At 68.5% G+C, this 13,990-nt stretch carries 16 protein-coding genes; 6 read left to right on the forward strand and 10 right to left on the reverse strand.

The annotated features are described in order from the left end of the window. Window positions 1-106: 106 nt before the first annotated feature. Window positions 107-706 carry a hypothetical protein gene (locus G398_RS0101680; RefSeq protein WP_157492242.1) on the reverse strand — a complete coding sequence of 200 codons (600 nt, stop codon included), beginning with the start codon at window positions 704-706 and terminating at the stop codon, window positions 107-109. Between the two features lie 36 nt (window positions 707-742). Between G398_RS0101680 and G398_RS20945 the strand changes: the two genes are divergently transcribed. Beyond that, a complete protein-coding gene (locus G398_RS20945) occupies window positions 743-913 on the forward strand; it encodes a hypothetical protein (protein ID WP_169720600.1) in 171 nt (56 codons plus the stop codon). Window position 914: 1 nt separating this feature from the next. Here G398_RS20945 and G398_RS0101690 read toward each other — a convergent pair whose 3' ends face one another. Genes G398_RS0101690 through G398_RS0101700 form a run of 3 tightly spaced genes read right to left on the reverse strand, consistent with a single transcriptional unit; the run spans window position 915 to window position 4,616 of the window. Then, on the reverse strand, window positions 915-1,553 hold the full coding sequence (locus G398_RS0101690) for a 3'-5' exonuclease (protein WP_026852301.1): 639 nt from the start codon (window positions 1,551-1,553) through the stop codon (window positions 915-917). Continuing rightward, the gene (locus G398_RS0101695; protein WP_026852302.1) at window positions 1,550-1,972 is read right to left on the reverse strand and encodes a hypothetical protein; all 423 of its coding nucleotides are present in this window, start codon (window positions 1,970-1,972) and stop codon (window positions 1,550-1,552) included. Before G398_RS0101695 ends, G398_RS0101690 begins: the two co-directional genes overlap by 4 nt. A 31-nt stretch (window positions 1,973-2,003) precedes the next feature. Continuing rightward, window positions 2,004-4,616 (reverse strand): valine--tRNA ligase, encoded by a 2,613-nt coding sequence (locus G398_RS0101700; protein ID WP_052571131.1) that lies wholly within the window; start codon window positions 4,614-4,616, stop codon window positions 2,004-2,006. A 198-nt stretch (window positions 4,617-4,814) separates the two neighbouring features. On the opposite strand from G398_RS0101700, the gene G398_RS15450 reads away from it, so the two are divergent. After that, on the forward strand, window positions 4,815-5,174 hold the full coding sequence (locus G398_RS15450; protein WP_043483013.1) for a cytochrome c3 family protein: 360 nt from the start codon (window positions 4,815-4,817) through the stop codon (window positions 5,172-5,174). 43 nt (window positions 5,175-5,217) lie between these two features. After that, a complete protein-coding gene (locus G398_RS0101710; protein ID WP_026852304.1) occupies window positions 5,218-5,946 on the forward strand; it encodes an efflux RND transporter periplasmic adaptor subunit in 729 nt (242 codons plus the stop codon). On the opposite strand, the gene G398_RS0101715 is transcribed toward G398_RS0101710, so the two are convergent. The 3 genes from G398_RS0101715 to bioB form a co-directional block, all read right to left on the reverse strand. Then, the gene (locus G398_RS0101715) at window positions 5,943-6,188 is read right to left on the reverse strand and encodes a CDGSH iron-sulfur domain-containing protein (protein ID WP_026852305.1); all 246 of its coding nucleotides are present in this window, start codon (window positions 6,186-6,188) and stop codon (window positions 5,943-5,945) included. The two genes, G398_RS0101710 and G398_RS0101715, sit on opposite strands and share 4 nt — an antisense overlap. Window positions 6,189-6,273: 85 nt before the next feature. Next, the gene (locus G398_RS0101720) at window positions 6,274-6,936 is read right to left on the reverse strand and encodes a hemerythrin domain-containing protein (protein ID WP_026852306.1); all 663 of its coding nucleotides are present in this window, start codon (window positions 6,934-6,936) and stop codon (window positions 6,274-6,276) included. A gap of 2 nt (window positions 6,937-6,938) precedes the next feature. After that, window positions 6,939-7,889, reverse strand: a complete 951-nt coding sequence (bioB, locus tag G398_RS0101725) for a biotin synthase BioB (RefSeq protein ID WP_026852307.1) — start codon at window positions 7,887-7,889, stop codon at window positions 6,939-6,941. 212 nt (window positions 7,890-8,101) lie between these two features. On the opposite strand from bioB, the gene G398_RS0101730 reads away from it, so the two are divergent. The 3 genes from G398_RS0101730 (at window position 8,102) to G398_RS0101740 (ending at window position 11,454) form a co-directional block, all read left to right on the forward strand. After that, window positions 8,102-10,234: an alpha-ketoacid dehydrogenase subunit alpha/beta gene (locus G398_RS0101730; protein ID WP_342669687.1), complete on the forward strand. Its 2,133-nt coding sequence runs from the start codon at window positions 8,102-8,104 to the stop codon at window positions 10,232-10,234. 58 nt (window positions 10,235-10,292) lie between these two features. After that, entirely contained in the window at window positions 10,293-11,090 is a 798-nt protein-coding gene (locus tag G398_RS0101735) for a hypothetical protein (protein WP_026852309.1), read from the forward strand. A gap of 160 nt (window positions 11,091-11,250) precedes the next feature. After that, window positions 11,251-11,454: a cold-shock protein gene (locus G398_RS0101740; RefSeq protein ID WP_026852310.1), complete on the forward strand. Its 204-nt coding sequence runs from the start codon at window positions 11,251-11,253 to the stop codon at window positions 11,452-11,454. 85 nt (window positions 11,455-11,539) lie between these two features. Here G398_RS0101740 and G398_RS0101745 read toward each other — a convergent pair whose 3' ends face one another. The 3 genes from G398_RS0101745 to G398_RS0101755 form a co-directional block, all read right to left on the reverse strand. Then, window positions 11,540-11,884: a hypothetical protein gene (locus tag G398_RS0101745; protein WP_026852311.1), complete on the reverse strand. Its 345-nt coding sequence runs from the start codon at window positions 11,882-11,884 to the stop codon at window positions 11,540-11,542. A gap of 93 nt (window positions 11,885-11,977) precedes the next feature. Beyond that, the gene (locus G398_RS0101750; RefSeq protein ID WP_026852312.1) at window positions 11,978-12,400 is read right to left on the reverse strand and encodes a hypothetical protein; all 423 of its coding nucleotides are present in this window, start codon (window positions 12,398-12,400) and stop codon (window positions 11,978-11,980) included. 38 nt (window positions 12,401-12,438) lie between these two features. Beyond that, window positions 12,439-13,989, reverse strand: a complete 1,551-nt coding sequence (locus G398_RS0101755; protein ID WP_026852313.1) for a DHA2 family efflux MFS transporter permease subunit — start codon at window positions 13,987-13,989, stop codon at window positions 12,439-12,441. Between the last annotated feature and the right edge of the window lies 1 nt (window position 13,990).

The following is a 13,990-nucleotide window of genomic DNA, read 5'->3' on the forward strand; positions in this document are numbered from 1 at the left end:
GAACACCACCAAGACACCAAGGCACCAAGAACGACAAAAGAACGCTCTTCTGTTTTTCTTGGTGTCTTGGTGCCTTGGTGGTGAGAACCCGTCTTTTCCCGCGCCATCACTCGTCCCGCCGGGGCAGCAGGAGGCTGCGCTGGACGCGCTCGAGGTTGCCGTGGAGGCGCACGATCTTCCAGGCCAGGATCATGGCGTAGCCCAGCCAGATCCAGAGGAGGCGGGGATCCACGGGGGTGCGCTTGAGGGCCTCCGTGCCCAGGTCCAGGCGCAGGCCCTGGAGGTACCAGGTCACGCCCCCGAAGGCGATGATCAGGTAGCCCCAGCGGATCCAGTAGGGACGCAGACCCTCCTTCACCTTCCAGCGCAGGAGCAGCCAGCGGTCGAAGCGGTCGCTCTTCTCCTCCGTGAAGTGCAGGGCCAGCAGCTGGTCCACCAGGGGCGCGTAGCGGTGGACCTTCAGCTCCTGGACTTCCTCTTCCCCGTTGAGCTTGCGGAGGAAGGCGCTGCGGATCTTCCCGATGCATTCCTCCCAGGGGGCCTCCTCCCGATGCAGCGAGAGGTGCAGGCGCACCAGGCCCACCCACAGCAGGGCCTGGGCCAGCAGCACGGCCCACAGGGATGCGCCCTGCCAGCCCTGGTGGCGCACGAGGTCGAGGAAGCGGGTGAGATCCATGTCGGGAGTGTAGCGGCGATCCGCTACCATGGCCGGGTCGGCGGAAAGCTGATGCGGAGGTTGGCCATGGCGGAGGATTTCAAGACGGCGGCGGCCTGGGCCAAGGACCTGGGCGTGCCCGAGAAGAAGCTGAAGGACGCCATCAAGGTCCTGGGACTCGAGCCCGACGCCAAGAAGGGCGTCTGCGCCTACTACGCCAAGGCCTCCGCCGAAAAGGCGAAGAAGGCGATCAAGTAGGTCAGACCTTCGCCCAGGCCACCTCGCCGGCCGCTAGGAAGGCCTCGCCGTCCATGCCCCGGTCCTCGGCGCGCTGCATGAGGCGCTGGAGGACCTCCGCCGTGGCCTCGGCGTCCTGGAGGGCGCGGTGGGCCCGGGTGTTGGTGATGCCGAGGAACTCGCAGAGCTCCGCCAGGCTCCGGCGGGGCAGCTCGGGGATGAGCTTCTTGGCCAGCAGGCGCGTGCAGACGAGGCGGTGGCGCCGCCAGATGCCCTCGGGCAGCCAGGCCTTGAGGAAGCTGCCGTCGTAGGGGGCGTGGTGGGCCACCCAGATGCGGCCTTCCAGCTTGGGCGCGAGCTTGAGGGCCACCTGCTCCCAGGGCGGCGCGCCCGCCAGCATGGGCAGGCTGATGCCCGTGAGGCGCTGGATCTCCTCCGGCAGGAACCCCTGGATGGCGGCCAGGCTGGACCAGCGGTCCTCCACCACGGGGCCGGCGAGGCGCACCATGCCCACCTCGGTGATCTCCGAGGGCTGGATGAAGCGCCCGTCCTTGCCCCAGCGGGCCTTGGGGCTGCCGCCCGTGGTCTCCAGGTCCAGCACCGCGAAGCGCAGCTCCCGCAGGGCGGGGGCGGCGGTTTCGAGGAGCGGCGCCTGGGTCATGCGCTGACCAGGGTCTTCAGGCCGTCCTTGAACAGCACGTCCACCTTGCGGCCCAGGCGCCGCTGCACACGGCCGAGGCCGAAGGCGGGGTGGTCCATCCAGGCGCCCTCCTCCCAGCGCTCGGTGATGGCGTAGGGCCGGGCCTGCGCGCCGCCCTGCTCCCGGGCCACGGCCTCCTGGAACTGGGCCACCAGCGAGCCGGGCCGCGGGCCGCCGGCCTTGGCCGCCGCCGGGATGCGGGGGGCGCGGGGCAGGGGCTCGGGCTTGGCCGCGCGGAACTTGTGCACGGAGCGGCAGTTTCCGCAGATGAGCTTGTCGGGCACGCCGTTGGTCACGGTCAGGACCTGGTGGCGGGTCTCCCCGCCACAGCGCCCGCAGGGCGCGTCCACATCCTGGCCGGCGTAGTAGGTCTTCGTCATCGCTCAAGCCTAGCAGGGCGGGGCGGTCGGATCAGCCCAGCAGGGCCTTCACCTGGGCCAGGCGCTGCTCTTTCTCCCCAGCCTGGCCGCGCAACTTGGCCACGGCGGCCTCGGGGGCCTTGGTGACGAAGCTCTCGTCCGCCAGGCGGGCGCGGAGGGGCTCCAGCTCCTTCTCCAGCTTGGCCAGCTCCTTCTCCAGCTTGGCCTTCTCGGCCGCCGGATCCTTGAGGCCCGCCAGCTCCAGGGCCACGGCGCCGCCGGCCACCACGGCCACGGCCCGGGTGGGCGAGGCCAGGTCGTCCTGGGTGAAGGTGACGGATTCCAGGCGGGCGATGGATTTCAGCGCATCGGCGAAGGGCGCCAGCTCCAGGAGCGAGCAGAAGGCGCCCACGCGCTTGGCGGGATCCACGCCCTGCTCGGCCTTGAGGCGCAGGAAGGCCGTGAGCACCTCCTGGAAGCGGGGGATCAGCGTGGCGTCCCCGCCCTGGGTTTGGAGGATTTTTTCGCCCGCGGGCCATGCCCTCAGAGCCAGCAGAGCTGGCTCTGAGGTAGGTAATCGCTGCGCGATTACGGCTTCATGGATTTCTTCGGTGAGGAAAGGAACAAAGGGATGCAGGGCCCGCAGCAGGATGTCGAGGAAGTGCAGGATGGCCGCCTTCTGCGCGGCGGTGCCGCTCTGGAGCTGCACTTTGGCCAGCTCGATGTAGGTGGCGCAGAAGTCGTCGTAGACCAGGTGGTAGAGCCGCTCCGCCGCGTCGTGGAAGCGGAAGGCTTCGATGGCCTCGGTGGCCGCGGAGAGCTCAGACCTCAGCCGTCCACACATCCAGAATTCGGCTTCGCCGAATTCCGCATGGGTTGTCAGCGAGATGTCCTCTCCGAGGTTCATCTGGACGAACCGTGCCGCGTTCCAGAGCTTGTTGCAGAAGTTGCGCGAGGCTTCGAGGCGCGCGGGGCTCATGGCGATGTCCGTGCCCGGCGCCGCCATGATGGAGAGCGCGAAGCGCAGGGCGTCCGTGCCGTACTCCTCCATCACTTCGAGCGGATCGATGACATTGCCCTTGGTCTTGGACATCTTCTGGCCGCTGGCGTCGCGCACCAGGCTGTTGAAGTAGACCTTGCGGAAGGGCACGTCGCCCATCCAGGTGAGGCCCGCCATGGCCATGCGCGCCACCCAGAAGAAGAGGATGTCGTAGCCCGTGATGAGCACGCTGGTGGGGTAGTAGCGCTTCAGGTCCTCCGTCTCGTCCGGCCACCCGAACACACTGAAGGGCCACAGCGCCGACGAGAACCACGTGTCCAGCGTATCGGGGTCCTGAATCAGTTCCTTTGCTCCACATGCGGGGCATGTGGAGGGCTGCTCCATCTCCACATGGAGCTCGCCGCACCCCGCGCAGGTCCAGGCCGGGATGCGGTGCCCCCACACCAGTTGGCGGCTGATGCACCAGTCCTGGATGTTGGTGAGCCAGTGCTTCCACACGGCCACGTGGTGCTCCGGCGTGAACTGGATCGCGCCGGTTTCCACGGCCTCCAGGGCCTGGGCCGCGGCCTCCTTCACATCCATGAACCACTGCTCGCTGATGAGCGGTTCCAGCACGGCGCCGCTGCGGTCGCTGAGGCTGATCTTGTGGGTGTAGTCCTCCACCTTCACCAGGAAGCCCTGCTCCTCGAGGTCCGCCACCACGCGCTTGCGGGCCTCGAAGCGGTCCAGGCCGGCATAGGTGCCCGCGGCTTCGGTCATCTTGGCGTCGAAGCCGATGATGGTGATGGAGTCGAGCTTCAGGCGCTGGCCTGCGGCGAAGTCGTTGGGATCGTGGGCCGGCGTCACCTTCACGCAGCCCGTGCCGAAGGCGGGATCCACGAAGCTGTCGGCCACCACGGGGATCTGGCGGCCCGTGAGCGGGTGGTCCATGAGCTTGCCAACCATGCCCTGGTAGCGCTCGTCGTCCGGGTGCACGGCCACGGCCGTGTCGCCCAGCATGGTCTCGGGCCGCGTGGTGGCGACCACCACCTCGCCGCTGCCGTCCGCGAGGGGGTAGCGCAGGTACCAGAGCTTGCCCTTGCGTTCCTCGTATTTCACTTCCAGGTCGCTCAGCGCCGTCTGGAGGGCGGGATCCCACTGGATCATGCGGGGGCCGCGGTAGATGCGGCCGGCCTTGTAGCTCTCCACGAAGACCTTGCGCACGGCCTTGTTGAGGGCCGGGTCCAACGTGAAGCGGTTGCGGGTCCAGTCCACGGAGCAGCCCAGGCGCTTGAGCTGGTGCTCGATGGCACCCTGGTTCTTCGCCTTCCAGTCCCAGATGCGCTGCTCGAAGGCCTCGCGGCCCAGCTTGTGGCGGTCCGTGCCCTCGGCCTTGAGCTGGCGCTCCACCATCATCTGGGTGGCGATGCCGGCGTGGTCGGTTCCGGGCACCCACAGGGCGTCATAGCCCTGGGCCCGCTTGAAGCGCGTGAGGACGTCGTGCAGCGTGTTCACCAGGGCGTGGCCCATGTGCAGGTTGCCCGTGATGTTGGGCGGCGGGATGACGATGGACCAGGGCTCCTTGCCACTGGCAGGGGCCGCCTCGAAGGCCCTGGCGCCCTCCCAGACCGAGTACCAGCGCGTCTGCGCGGTCCTGAAATCGAATGCCTTGTCCATCTCGCGCATCGCCATCCTTTGCCTTGGCCTTTCCTGGCTCCAAATCGGCTTTGCCGATTTGGAGATATGAACGCAACAACGTTTGGAGCGGCCAGCCCAATGGATCAGTTTACCCGTGGGAGGAGGAGGCTTCCAGGCGGGAGCGCCGGGCTTCCGATAAATGCGATATGATGGTCGTCATTCTTTCGGGATGGGACGGGAGGGCGTATGAATCCTCGTCGGATCGCAGCTCTGGGGCTGGCCAGCCTGCTGGCGGCGGGGGTCTGCGCCGGGCAGGAGCGGCCGCTGCCGGCGCCCCATGTGAAGGCGAAGCTCATCTGCCACGACTGCCACCAGAAGGAGAAGCCCACCACGGCAGCGGTGCCGGACGAGGCCTGCATGGTGTGCCACGGGGACTACCCGGCCATGAAGGCCCTGACGAAGGACGCCAAGCCCAATCCCCACGCCGCCCCCCAGGTCCCGCCCCACGAGCCCTATCCCTGCACGGACTGCCACCGCCAGCACAGGCCGCCGGTGGTGAAATGCCTGGAATGCCACGAGGGGAAGTTCACGTTCAAGATCAAGTGAGGGCCCGGCGGTGACAGGATAGAGGGGTCTCTGTGAGCGCCCCATGTCCCTCCGCCTTCTCCTGCCCGCCTCCATGCTGATCCTCGGGGCCCTTCCGGCCCAGGCCGGGGCCCTGCTCGAGGGCCAGGTGCTCCCCTTCCGCCAGGTGGAGGTCAGCGCGCCGGTTTCGAGCCAGATCACGGAGATGCGCGTGAAGGAGGGTGAGGCGGTCAAGGCGGGCCAGGCCCTGGCCCTGCTCTACGGGAAGCTGGAGGAGCTGGAGATGCAGCGGGCCAAGGCCCTCCTGGAGCGCCGGGAGTTCGAGGCCAAGGGGGCGAAGCGCCTCTACGACAGCAAGGTCATCCCCGAGGCCCGGGCCCTGGAATCGCGCATCGACCTGGAGTTGGCACGGCTCCAGTACGAGACGGCCGCGGAGCAGGTCCGGCTCCGCACCATCCTGGCACCCATGGATGGGGTGGTGGTGACCCGCTACCGCGACGCAGGCGAGGCCGTCTCCGGGGCCCAGCCCCTGTTCCGCCTCATGGACTTGAGCCGGGTGCTGATCCAGTGTGCGGCGGATCCGTCCTCCCTGGCGGGGCTCGTCCCCGGGCGGAAGGTGCGGGTGCTCGTCCCCGAGGCCGGAGGGGCCGCCAGGGTCGAGGGGGAGGTGGTCCTGGTGGATCCCTGCGCCGATGCCACGGGCAAGATCCGCATCCGGATCCTGGTGCCGAACCCCGAGGGGCGGATCCGCGCGGGACTGAAGGCCCAGGTCCAGGTTCCCGAGGGACTCTAGAGCTTCTTGTGGGTCCCGTCGCACATGGGCTTGGTGCCGCTGTGCTTGCAGCCGCAGAACCACTTCGTGCCCGTCACATCGGCCGTGTAGGCCATGGGGGTGAAGGGCCCGCCCTTGTGGGAGCCGTCGCAGAAGGGCTGGTTCTTGCTCAGGCCGCAGGCGCACCAGTGGTAGGTCTTGCCCGCCTCGACCTCCACCTGGTAAGGGGCCTTCTGGGGGACGTGGGGCTCGGGATCGGACATGAGCTTCTCCTGAGGTTGGGAAGGTGCGCCAAGTTACTCCCCGGCCTGGAGGGGCACAATCCCATTTTTCCCTTCCGGGGATCCCCTACTCGTCCTGCCGCCGCTCCCACATCTCTTCCCACTCGAGGTCCGTCCACCACTCCACCTCCAGGCCCTCGCAGGTGGTGCCGAAGGAGGGACAGGCGATGCAGCCGTCGCCGCGATGGACCTCCGCGTCGTGCAGGGGGGGGTAGGCGGCCAGCAGGGCCAGGCCCGTCTCCCGGGCGGCGGCCTCCGCCTCGGTCGGGGGACGGGAGGGCAGGTCCCGCACATGGAAGCGCCGGAGGCGCTCCTCGCCCTCCGGGAACATCACGGAGTTCTCGGCGTCGATGTGCCGCCAGAGGGAGCGGCTGTAGTCCACGGCCAGCTCCTCCACGCGCTTCCGGTCCTCGGCGGACGAAAGTGGGGCGCCCAGCAGGCCCTCCAAGCCGTCCAGCAGGCCGGCCATGCGGCGGTGCTGGTCCGTGAGGGCGGGGATCGGCCCGCGGTCCGGGGGCAGCTCGGCCCGCTCGGCCAGGGCGCGGAAGAGCACCTGCTCCTCCTTGTCGTGGTGGAAATCCCCGGCGAAGCGGCGGAAGAAGGCCATGAAGCGGGCACCGTCCGCCGGGTCGCCCTGGCCGCCCAGGCGGGCCGCCACGAAGGCGCGGAGGGAGCCCAGCACCTGCTCGATGAGGTCGTGTTCCGCGCGGAGATCTTCGATGAGCTGCATGACTACAGCTTAACGGACGCGCCCTCCACCCGCATGCCCAGGGCGTTCAGCAGCCAGTGGTCGTGGCTGCCGCCGGGATTGGGCGTGGTGAGGAGCTTCTCGCCGGTGAAGATGGAATTGGCGCCCGCGAAGAAGCAGAGGGCCTGCAACTCGTCACTCATCTGGGTGCGGCCGGCGCTGAGGCGGATGCGGCTCTTCGGGAAGAGGATGCGGGCCGTGGCGATCATGCGCACCAGTTCCAGCGGGGGCAGGGGCGGGACGCCGGCCAGGGGCGTGCCGTCCACGGCCACGAACTGGTTGATGGGGATGCTCTCGGGAGCCGGTTCCAGCTCCGTCAGCTCCTGGAGGAAGTGGATGCGCTGGTCGGTGGTCTCGCCCATGCCCACGATGCCGCCGGAGCAGACCTCCAGGCCCGCGGCGCGCACGGCCGCGATGGTCTCCAGGCGCTCGTCGAACTTCCGGGTGTGGATGATGGTCTCGTAGAAGTCGCGGCTGGAGTCGATGTTGTGGTTGTAGACCTGGCAGCCGGCGGCCTTGAGGCGCCGGGCCTGGGCCTCGTCGAGCATGCCGAGGGTGACGCAGACCTCCATGCCCATGCCGGAGACGCCGCGCACCATGTCGAGCACGGCGTCGAAGTTGGCGTCGTCCTTCACCTCGCGCCAGGCCGCGCCCATGCAGTAGCGCGTGGAGCCGCTGGCCTTGGCCTCGGCGGCCCCGGCCAGCACTTTGGCCACGTCCTTGAGGGGCTCGACCTTGAGATCGGTCTGGTAGCGGGCGCTCTGGGGGCAGTAGGCGCAGTCCTCGGGGCAGGCGCCGGTCTTGATGGAATCCAGGGTGCAGAACTGGATCTCCTCCGCGTTCCAGTGGGCCCGGTGGGCCGTGGCCGCCCGGTAGAGCAGCTCCGGGACGGGCAGGTCGTGGATGGCGCGGATCTCGGAAGGCGTCAGGGACATGGACCACTCGCAAAGGGCCCATTCTATCCATAAGAACTGGCGCGGCGATTTATCGACCCGTGGATCACTTATTGATCTGCACTGGTCTGCGTCATACCCTGGAATATGCCCGGTGGCTCCCGGGGTAGACTGGCGTAGACGGGTCGTCCCGGGACCGGGATCCCCTGTGCTAGATTGGGGGGCCGCAGATGGCCCAGAACCCCTTGAGAGGAGTGCCTTTGGCCGCCCGTTCCGACCTGTCCGCGCCCGCCACGACCCTGACCCGGGAGCAGCGCGTCCGCCTCTTCCGCACGATCTATGCGGCGCGCCGCATCGATGACAAGGAGATCACCGGCAAACGCCAGAACAAGGTCTTCTTCCAGATCAACGGCGTGGGCCACGAGGCCATCCAGGCCGCGGCTTCGATGGTGTTCAAGCCCGGCCACGACTGGTTCTTCTTCTACTACCGGGACCGGGCCCTGGCCTATGGGCTGGGCTACTCGGCCCGGGAGATGTTCCTGGGCTCCGTGGGCTCCGTGGAGGATCCCGCCAGCGGCGGCCGGCAGATGCCCAGCCACTGGGGCAACCCGAGGCTCAACATCTTCACCACCTCCAGCCCCACGGGCAGCCAGTTCCTCCAGGCCGTGGGCGCCGCCGAGGCGGTGCTGAGGGCCGGGCAAGGGGGCCTCCAGGACGTGCTTGGCATCAAGCCCGACGAGGTGGTCCTGGTCACCACCGGGGACGGAACCTGCAGCGAGGGCGAGTTCTGGGAGGCCATCAGCAACGCCGTGAACCTCAAGGCCCCCGTGGTCTTCCTCGTGGAGGACAACGGCTACGCCATCAGCGTGCCCAGCGAGGTGCAGTACCCCGGCGGCAACGTGGCGGCCCTGCTCCAGGGCTACGAGGCCCACGGGCTGAAGATCATCGACGGTGTGGACGGCTGCGATCCCCTGGCCAGCTTCGAGGCCATGAAGGCCGCGGCGGACCATGCCCGCAGCCGGAAGGGGCCCGCCCTGGTGCGGGCGAAGGTCATCCGGCCCTACAGCCACTCGCTCTCCGACGACGAGCAGCTCTACAAGCCCAAGGCGCAGCGGGAGGCCGAGGCGCAGCGTGACCCCGTGGCCATCTTCGCCCACCAGCTCCTTGCCTGGGGTGACCTCACCCCCGAGCAGCTCCAGATGCTCAAGGAGGAGGTGCAGGCCGAGATCGACGCAGCCTGGGAGGAGGCCGAGGCCGCGCCGAAGCCCGAATCCGGGAGCTTCTACCGGAACCTCTACAGCGAGGAGGTGGATCCCACCTCGGCGGCCTTCGACACCGAGGACGCCGCGGGGGACCAGACCACCGGCGCCAAGACCATGATCGACCTCGTCAACGCCACGCTGAAGCACGAGATGGCGCGGGACCCGCGCATCCTCGTCTTCGGCGAGGACGTGGCCGACGCCAGCCGGGCGGAGATCCTGGACGAAGTGAAGGGCAAGGGCGGCGTCTTCAAGGCCACCCACGGCCTCCAGAAGCAGTTCGGCAGCCACCGGGTCTACAACTCGCCTTTGGCGGAGGCCACCATCGTGGGCCGCGCCATCGGCCTCGCCGCGCGGGGCTTCAAGCCCGTGGTGGAGATCCAGTTCTTCGACTACATCTGGCCCGCCATGCAGCAGCTCCGCGACGAGCTGGCCACCATCCGCTGGCGCTCCAACGGAGCTTTCAAGGCACCCGTGGTGGTGCGGGTCCCCATCGCCGGCTACCTCATGGGCGGCGCCACCTACCACAGCCAGTGCGGCGAGAGCATCTTCACGCACATCCCCGGCCTGCGCGTGGTGTGCCCCAGCCGGGCCCTGGATGCCGCGGGCCTGCTGCGTACGGCCATCCGCTGCGACGATCCCGTCCTCTTCCTGGAGCCCAAGCACCTCTACCGGCAGACCCACAACAAGGGCAACGATCCCGGCCCGGACTTCATGATTCCCTTCGGCAAGGCCCGCACCGTGCGCGAGGGTGCCAGCCTGTCCGTCATCACCTTCGGCAACACCGTCCACCGAGCGGTCCAGGCCGCACGGGAGGCCGAGAAGGAGGGCATCTCCGTCGAGATCATCGACCTCCGCACCCTCAGCCCCTACGACTGGGCCGCCATCGAGCGCACGGTGAAGAAGACCCACCGCGTGCTGGTGGCCCATGAGGACACCCTCAGCTGGGGCTACGGCGCGGAGATCGCCGCCCGCATCGCCGACGAGCTGTTCTTCCACCTGGACGCCCCGGTGCGCCGCCTGGCCGCCAAGGACACCTGGGTGGCCTACCACCCGGCCCTGGAGGACGAGATCTTGCCCCAGCCCAAGGACTTCCTGGAGGCCTACCGGAAGCTGGCGAAGGTCTGAATCTTCGGGCCTCCCGGGGCGGAGGACGATAGGATGGGCCACCCCCTCTGGAGGCGCCATGCGGATCCTGCCCCTCGCCCTCTCGCTGTGCTCCACGATGGCCTTCGCCCAACTGGGCGCGCCGAACGCGGGCCCCGCCGGGTTCCAGCGCACGTGGAGCCTGGGGTTCCAGAGCTACGGCCCCACCCTCTCGGGCCACTTCCAGGGCACCCAGGACGGCCAGCCCATTGCCGTGGACCTCGAGGGGGATCTGGGCCTGGGCAAGGACAAGACCACGCCGGGCTTCTTCCTGGACTACCAGGGTCCCCGCTTCGCCTTCCAGCTCTCCCAGGGATCCGCCGAGTACCGGGGTGACCGCATCGTGAGCCGGACAGTCACGGTGGATGGAACCTCGTACACCGCCGGCACGCGGGTCGTGTCCCACCTGAAGCTGGCCAGCGTGGACGGCGTCTGGACGATCAAGTTCCTCCAGGACGCGGACACCTGGCTTGGCTTCGACCTGGGGATGCAGGCCTGGACCGTGGACCTGGACGCCACCAGCGCGCCGGCGGTGGGCGCGCCCTCCCGATCGGACATCCGGGTCACGGCCCCCGTCCCGCAGATCGGGCTGTCCGGCGGGTCTCGGGGCTACAACGGGGCCGTGGAGGCCAAGGCCTACGTCCACTTCCTGGGCTACAAGAGCGCCAAGTACACCCTCTACGGCGCGGATCTCCGGATCTACCCGGTGAGCTGGTTCGGACTCCGCGCCTTCTATGAAGGGGGCCGGCTCGACGTGCCCAAGGGCTCCATCAAGGACGACCTGGACCTCGAGCTCGACCGGAAGGGGGTCGGGCTGGGGGCCGTGGTCCGATTCTGAAAAATCGGAACCCCTCCACATAAAAAAGCGGTGGACGGCGGCAATCCTGTCATGCTGTTTGGCGTGACCCGCCAGGGGCGGACCTCACGAACGCAATGACGGCCTTGTCTGGGGAAAGTCATCGCATCACCATCAACCAGACGTTCTGCAGGAAACAGTTATGGCTCAAGGCACCGTCAAGTGGTTCAACGCCGAGAAGGGCTTCGGCTTCATCACCCCCGATGAGGGCGGCGCTGACCTCTTCGTCCACCACACCGCCATCCAGGGTGGCGGCTTCCGCACGCTGGACGAGAATCAGCGCGTCAGCTTCGAAGTCGCCCAGGGCCAGAAGGGCCCCCAGGCGACCAACGTCGTCAAGCTCTAATCTACCGTTCAACCATGGGAAAGGCGGCCTCCGGGCCGCCTTTCTCTTTGTCTCTTTGGGGTTGTCTGAGGTGCCGGGCGGGACCTCAGTGGTGGCCGTGGTCATCCGCCATGGTCGGCTTGCCGATGAACTCGGCCTTGCGGCCCAGGAAGATGACCCAGAGGGCGAAGAGGACGAGGACGGAGCCGCCGAGGCAGAAGAGCGGCGTGCGGAGGGCCGCCAGACCGGTCCACCAGAAGCCCGCCAGGCCGACGAGGACGCCCAGGAGGCCAGTTCCGATGAGGGCGAGGCCCCAGCGGGCGGAGGCGATGGGGGCCTGGCCCACCTCTTCGGGCAGGGTGCCCAGAGGGTTCTTCACCTCCGCGGCCACATGGGTGCCCTGGAAGATCAGGATCGAGAAGAGGATGAAATAGAAGACCAGGAAGAGCATCGGCGTACCTCGCCTTTCTTCCTATCACGATTTCCAGGGCCCCGGGCGGAATTCGGTGCAGGGGTCACAACCTGCGGGACCGCGGGAACCTGCTCAGGCCCGCTCATCCAGGATGGTCCGGCCCGCCTGGATGATCGCTTCCTTCCGGCTCAGCCACTGGTGTTCCCGGCGGTTCCGCTGGAGATAGACCGTCAGGCAGGCCCCGGCCAGGAGCAGGAAGAGGACGGCCAGGCCCAGGAGGATGGGTGCCGCCTCCCCCGGGGCCTGGGGCCAGAGCGTGGGGAGGCCGGCCGACCCGGCCAGGCAGGCCAGGCCGAGGATCGCGGCCTGGGCGGCCCGCAGGCGCCAGGGGCGGATCTGCTTTTCCACGGCGACCCGGGAGAGGTCCCGGACGAAGTCGAGCTGCTCGTCCGCGTTCGGGGTTCCATGCGCCGCCTCCAGCTCGAGTTTGGCCAGCGAGAGGGCGAGTTCTCCCGAGGCGTCGTCCAGCCGCGCGGTCCGGCTCCGGATGGTCATGGTGGGGCTCCTTTCAGTTCAAAAGCGGAAGACCGGCCTCAGTGCAGGGAGAGGTCGCCTCCCCGGGGGTTGCGGAGGGTGAGGACGAAGGGCAGGGCCAGGAGGAAGACCACGACCAGGAAGCCGAAGACGTCCACGAAGCTCATGAGGAAGGACTGGCGGGTCACCTCGGCGCCGATGAGGCCCTGGGCCAGGCCCCGCACGGAGACCGGGTCCAGGCCCGCCCGGGGGAAGAGTCCCTGGGTGAGGCTGGCGTAGCCGGCCTGGAGCGGCCCGCTGAACGGGGTGATGTGCTCGGCGAGCCGCGTGTGGTGGAACTGGGCGCGCTGGGCCAGGAGGGTGCTGGCGAGGGCGATCCCCACGCTGCCCCCCTCGTTCCGCATGAGGTTGAACAGGCCCGAGGCCGTGCCCACGAGCGCCGGCGGAATGCGCTGGACCGCGGCCGTGGCGATGGGGACGAACACGAAGCCCAGCCCCAGGCCGTGGAAGATCCAGGCGGTCACGAGGTAGGCCATGCCCGTCTGCAGGTTCACGTGCGTGAGGAGCCAGGCCGAGTAGGCCATGGAGGCGGCCCCGGCGGCCACGATGAGGCGCACATCCACCTTCCCCATGGCCAGCCCCACCGCGATCATGGCCACCACGGACGCGACCCCGCCCGGGCTCAGGATGAGTCCCGCCCAGGTGGGGGTGAAGCCCAGCAGGTTCTGGACGAACAGCGGCACCAGGATGAAGGCCGCGTAGAGGCCGACGCTGATGATGAAGATGATGGCCATGCCTCCCGCGAACTCCGGCAGCCGGAACAGGCGCAGGTCCACCAGCGGGTTTTCGGCAGTGAGGGAACGCCAGATGAAGAGGGCGATCCCCAGGGCGGCGAGGCCCGCGCAGGCCTTCATGGCGTTCGAGGCGAACCAGTCCAGACGCTCGCCGCGGCTGAGGAAGAGTTCCAGGCAGCCCAGGCCCACGGCCACGAAGATCAGGCTCCAGTAGTCCACCGCGCCTTCGGGCCGCGTGAGGTAGTCCGGGTCTTCCACGAAGACGAAGGCCAGGTAATAGGCGAGGACGCCCACGGGGATGTTGATCCAGAAGATCCAGGGCCAGGTCCAGTTGTCCGTGACCCAGCCGCCCACCAGGGGCCCGAGGATGGGGCCGAAGATGACGCCGATGCCGAAGAGCGCCGAAGCCATGCCGTGCTCCTCTTGCGGGAAGGCCTCCAGCGTGATGGCCTGGGACATGGGCACCATGGCGCCCCCGGCCAGCCCCTGGACCACCCGCATGAGGATCAGCCACGCCAGGCTGGGCGCCGCGCCGGCGCCGAAGCTCGCCAGCGTGAAGATTGCCAGGCAGAGCAGGTAGAGGCGCTTGCGGCCGAACGTCGCGCCCAGCCAGCCGGTGATGGGCAGGATGATGGCGTTGGCCACGAGGTAGCTGGTGATGACCCAGGTGATCTCGTCCGTGCCCGCGGCGAAGGTGCCCTTCATGTGGGGGAGCGCCACATTGGCCACGGAGGTGTCCAGCACCTCCATGAAGGTCCCCAGCATGGTCGTCAGCGCGACGATCCACTTGTGGGCGGTTCCCCGCGGCGCGTCCATG

The organism is Geothrix fermentans DSM 14018 (assembly GCF_000428885.1).
GTDB lineage: Bacteria > Acidobacteriota > Holophagae > Holophagales > Holophagaceae > Geothrix > Geothrix fermentans.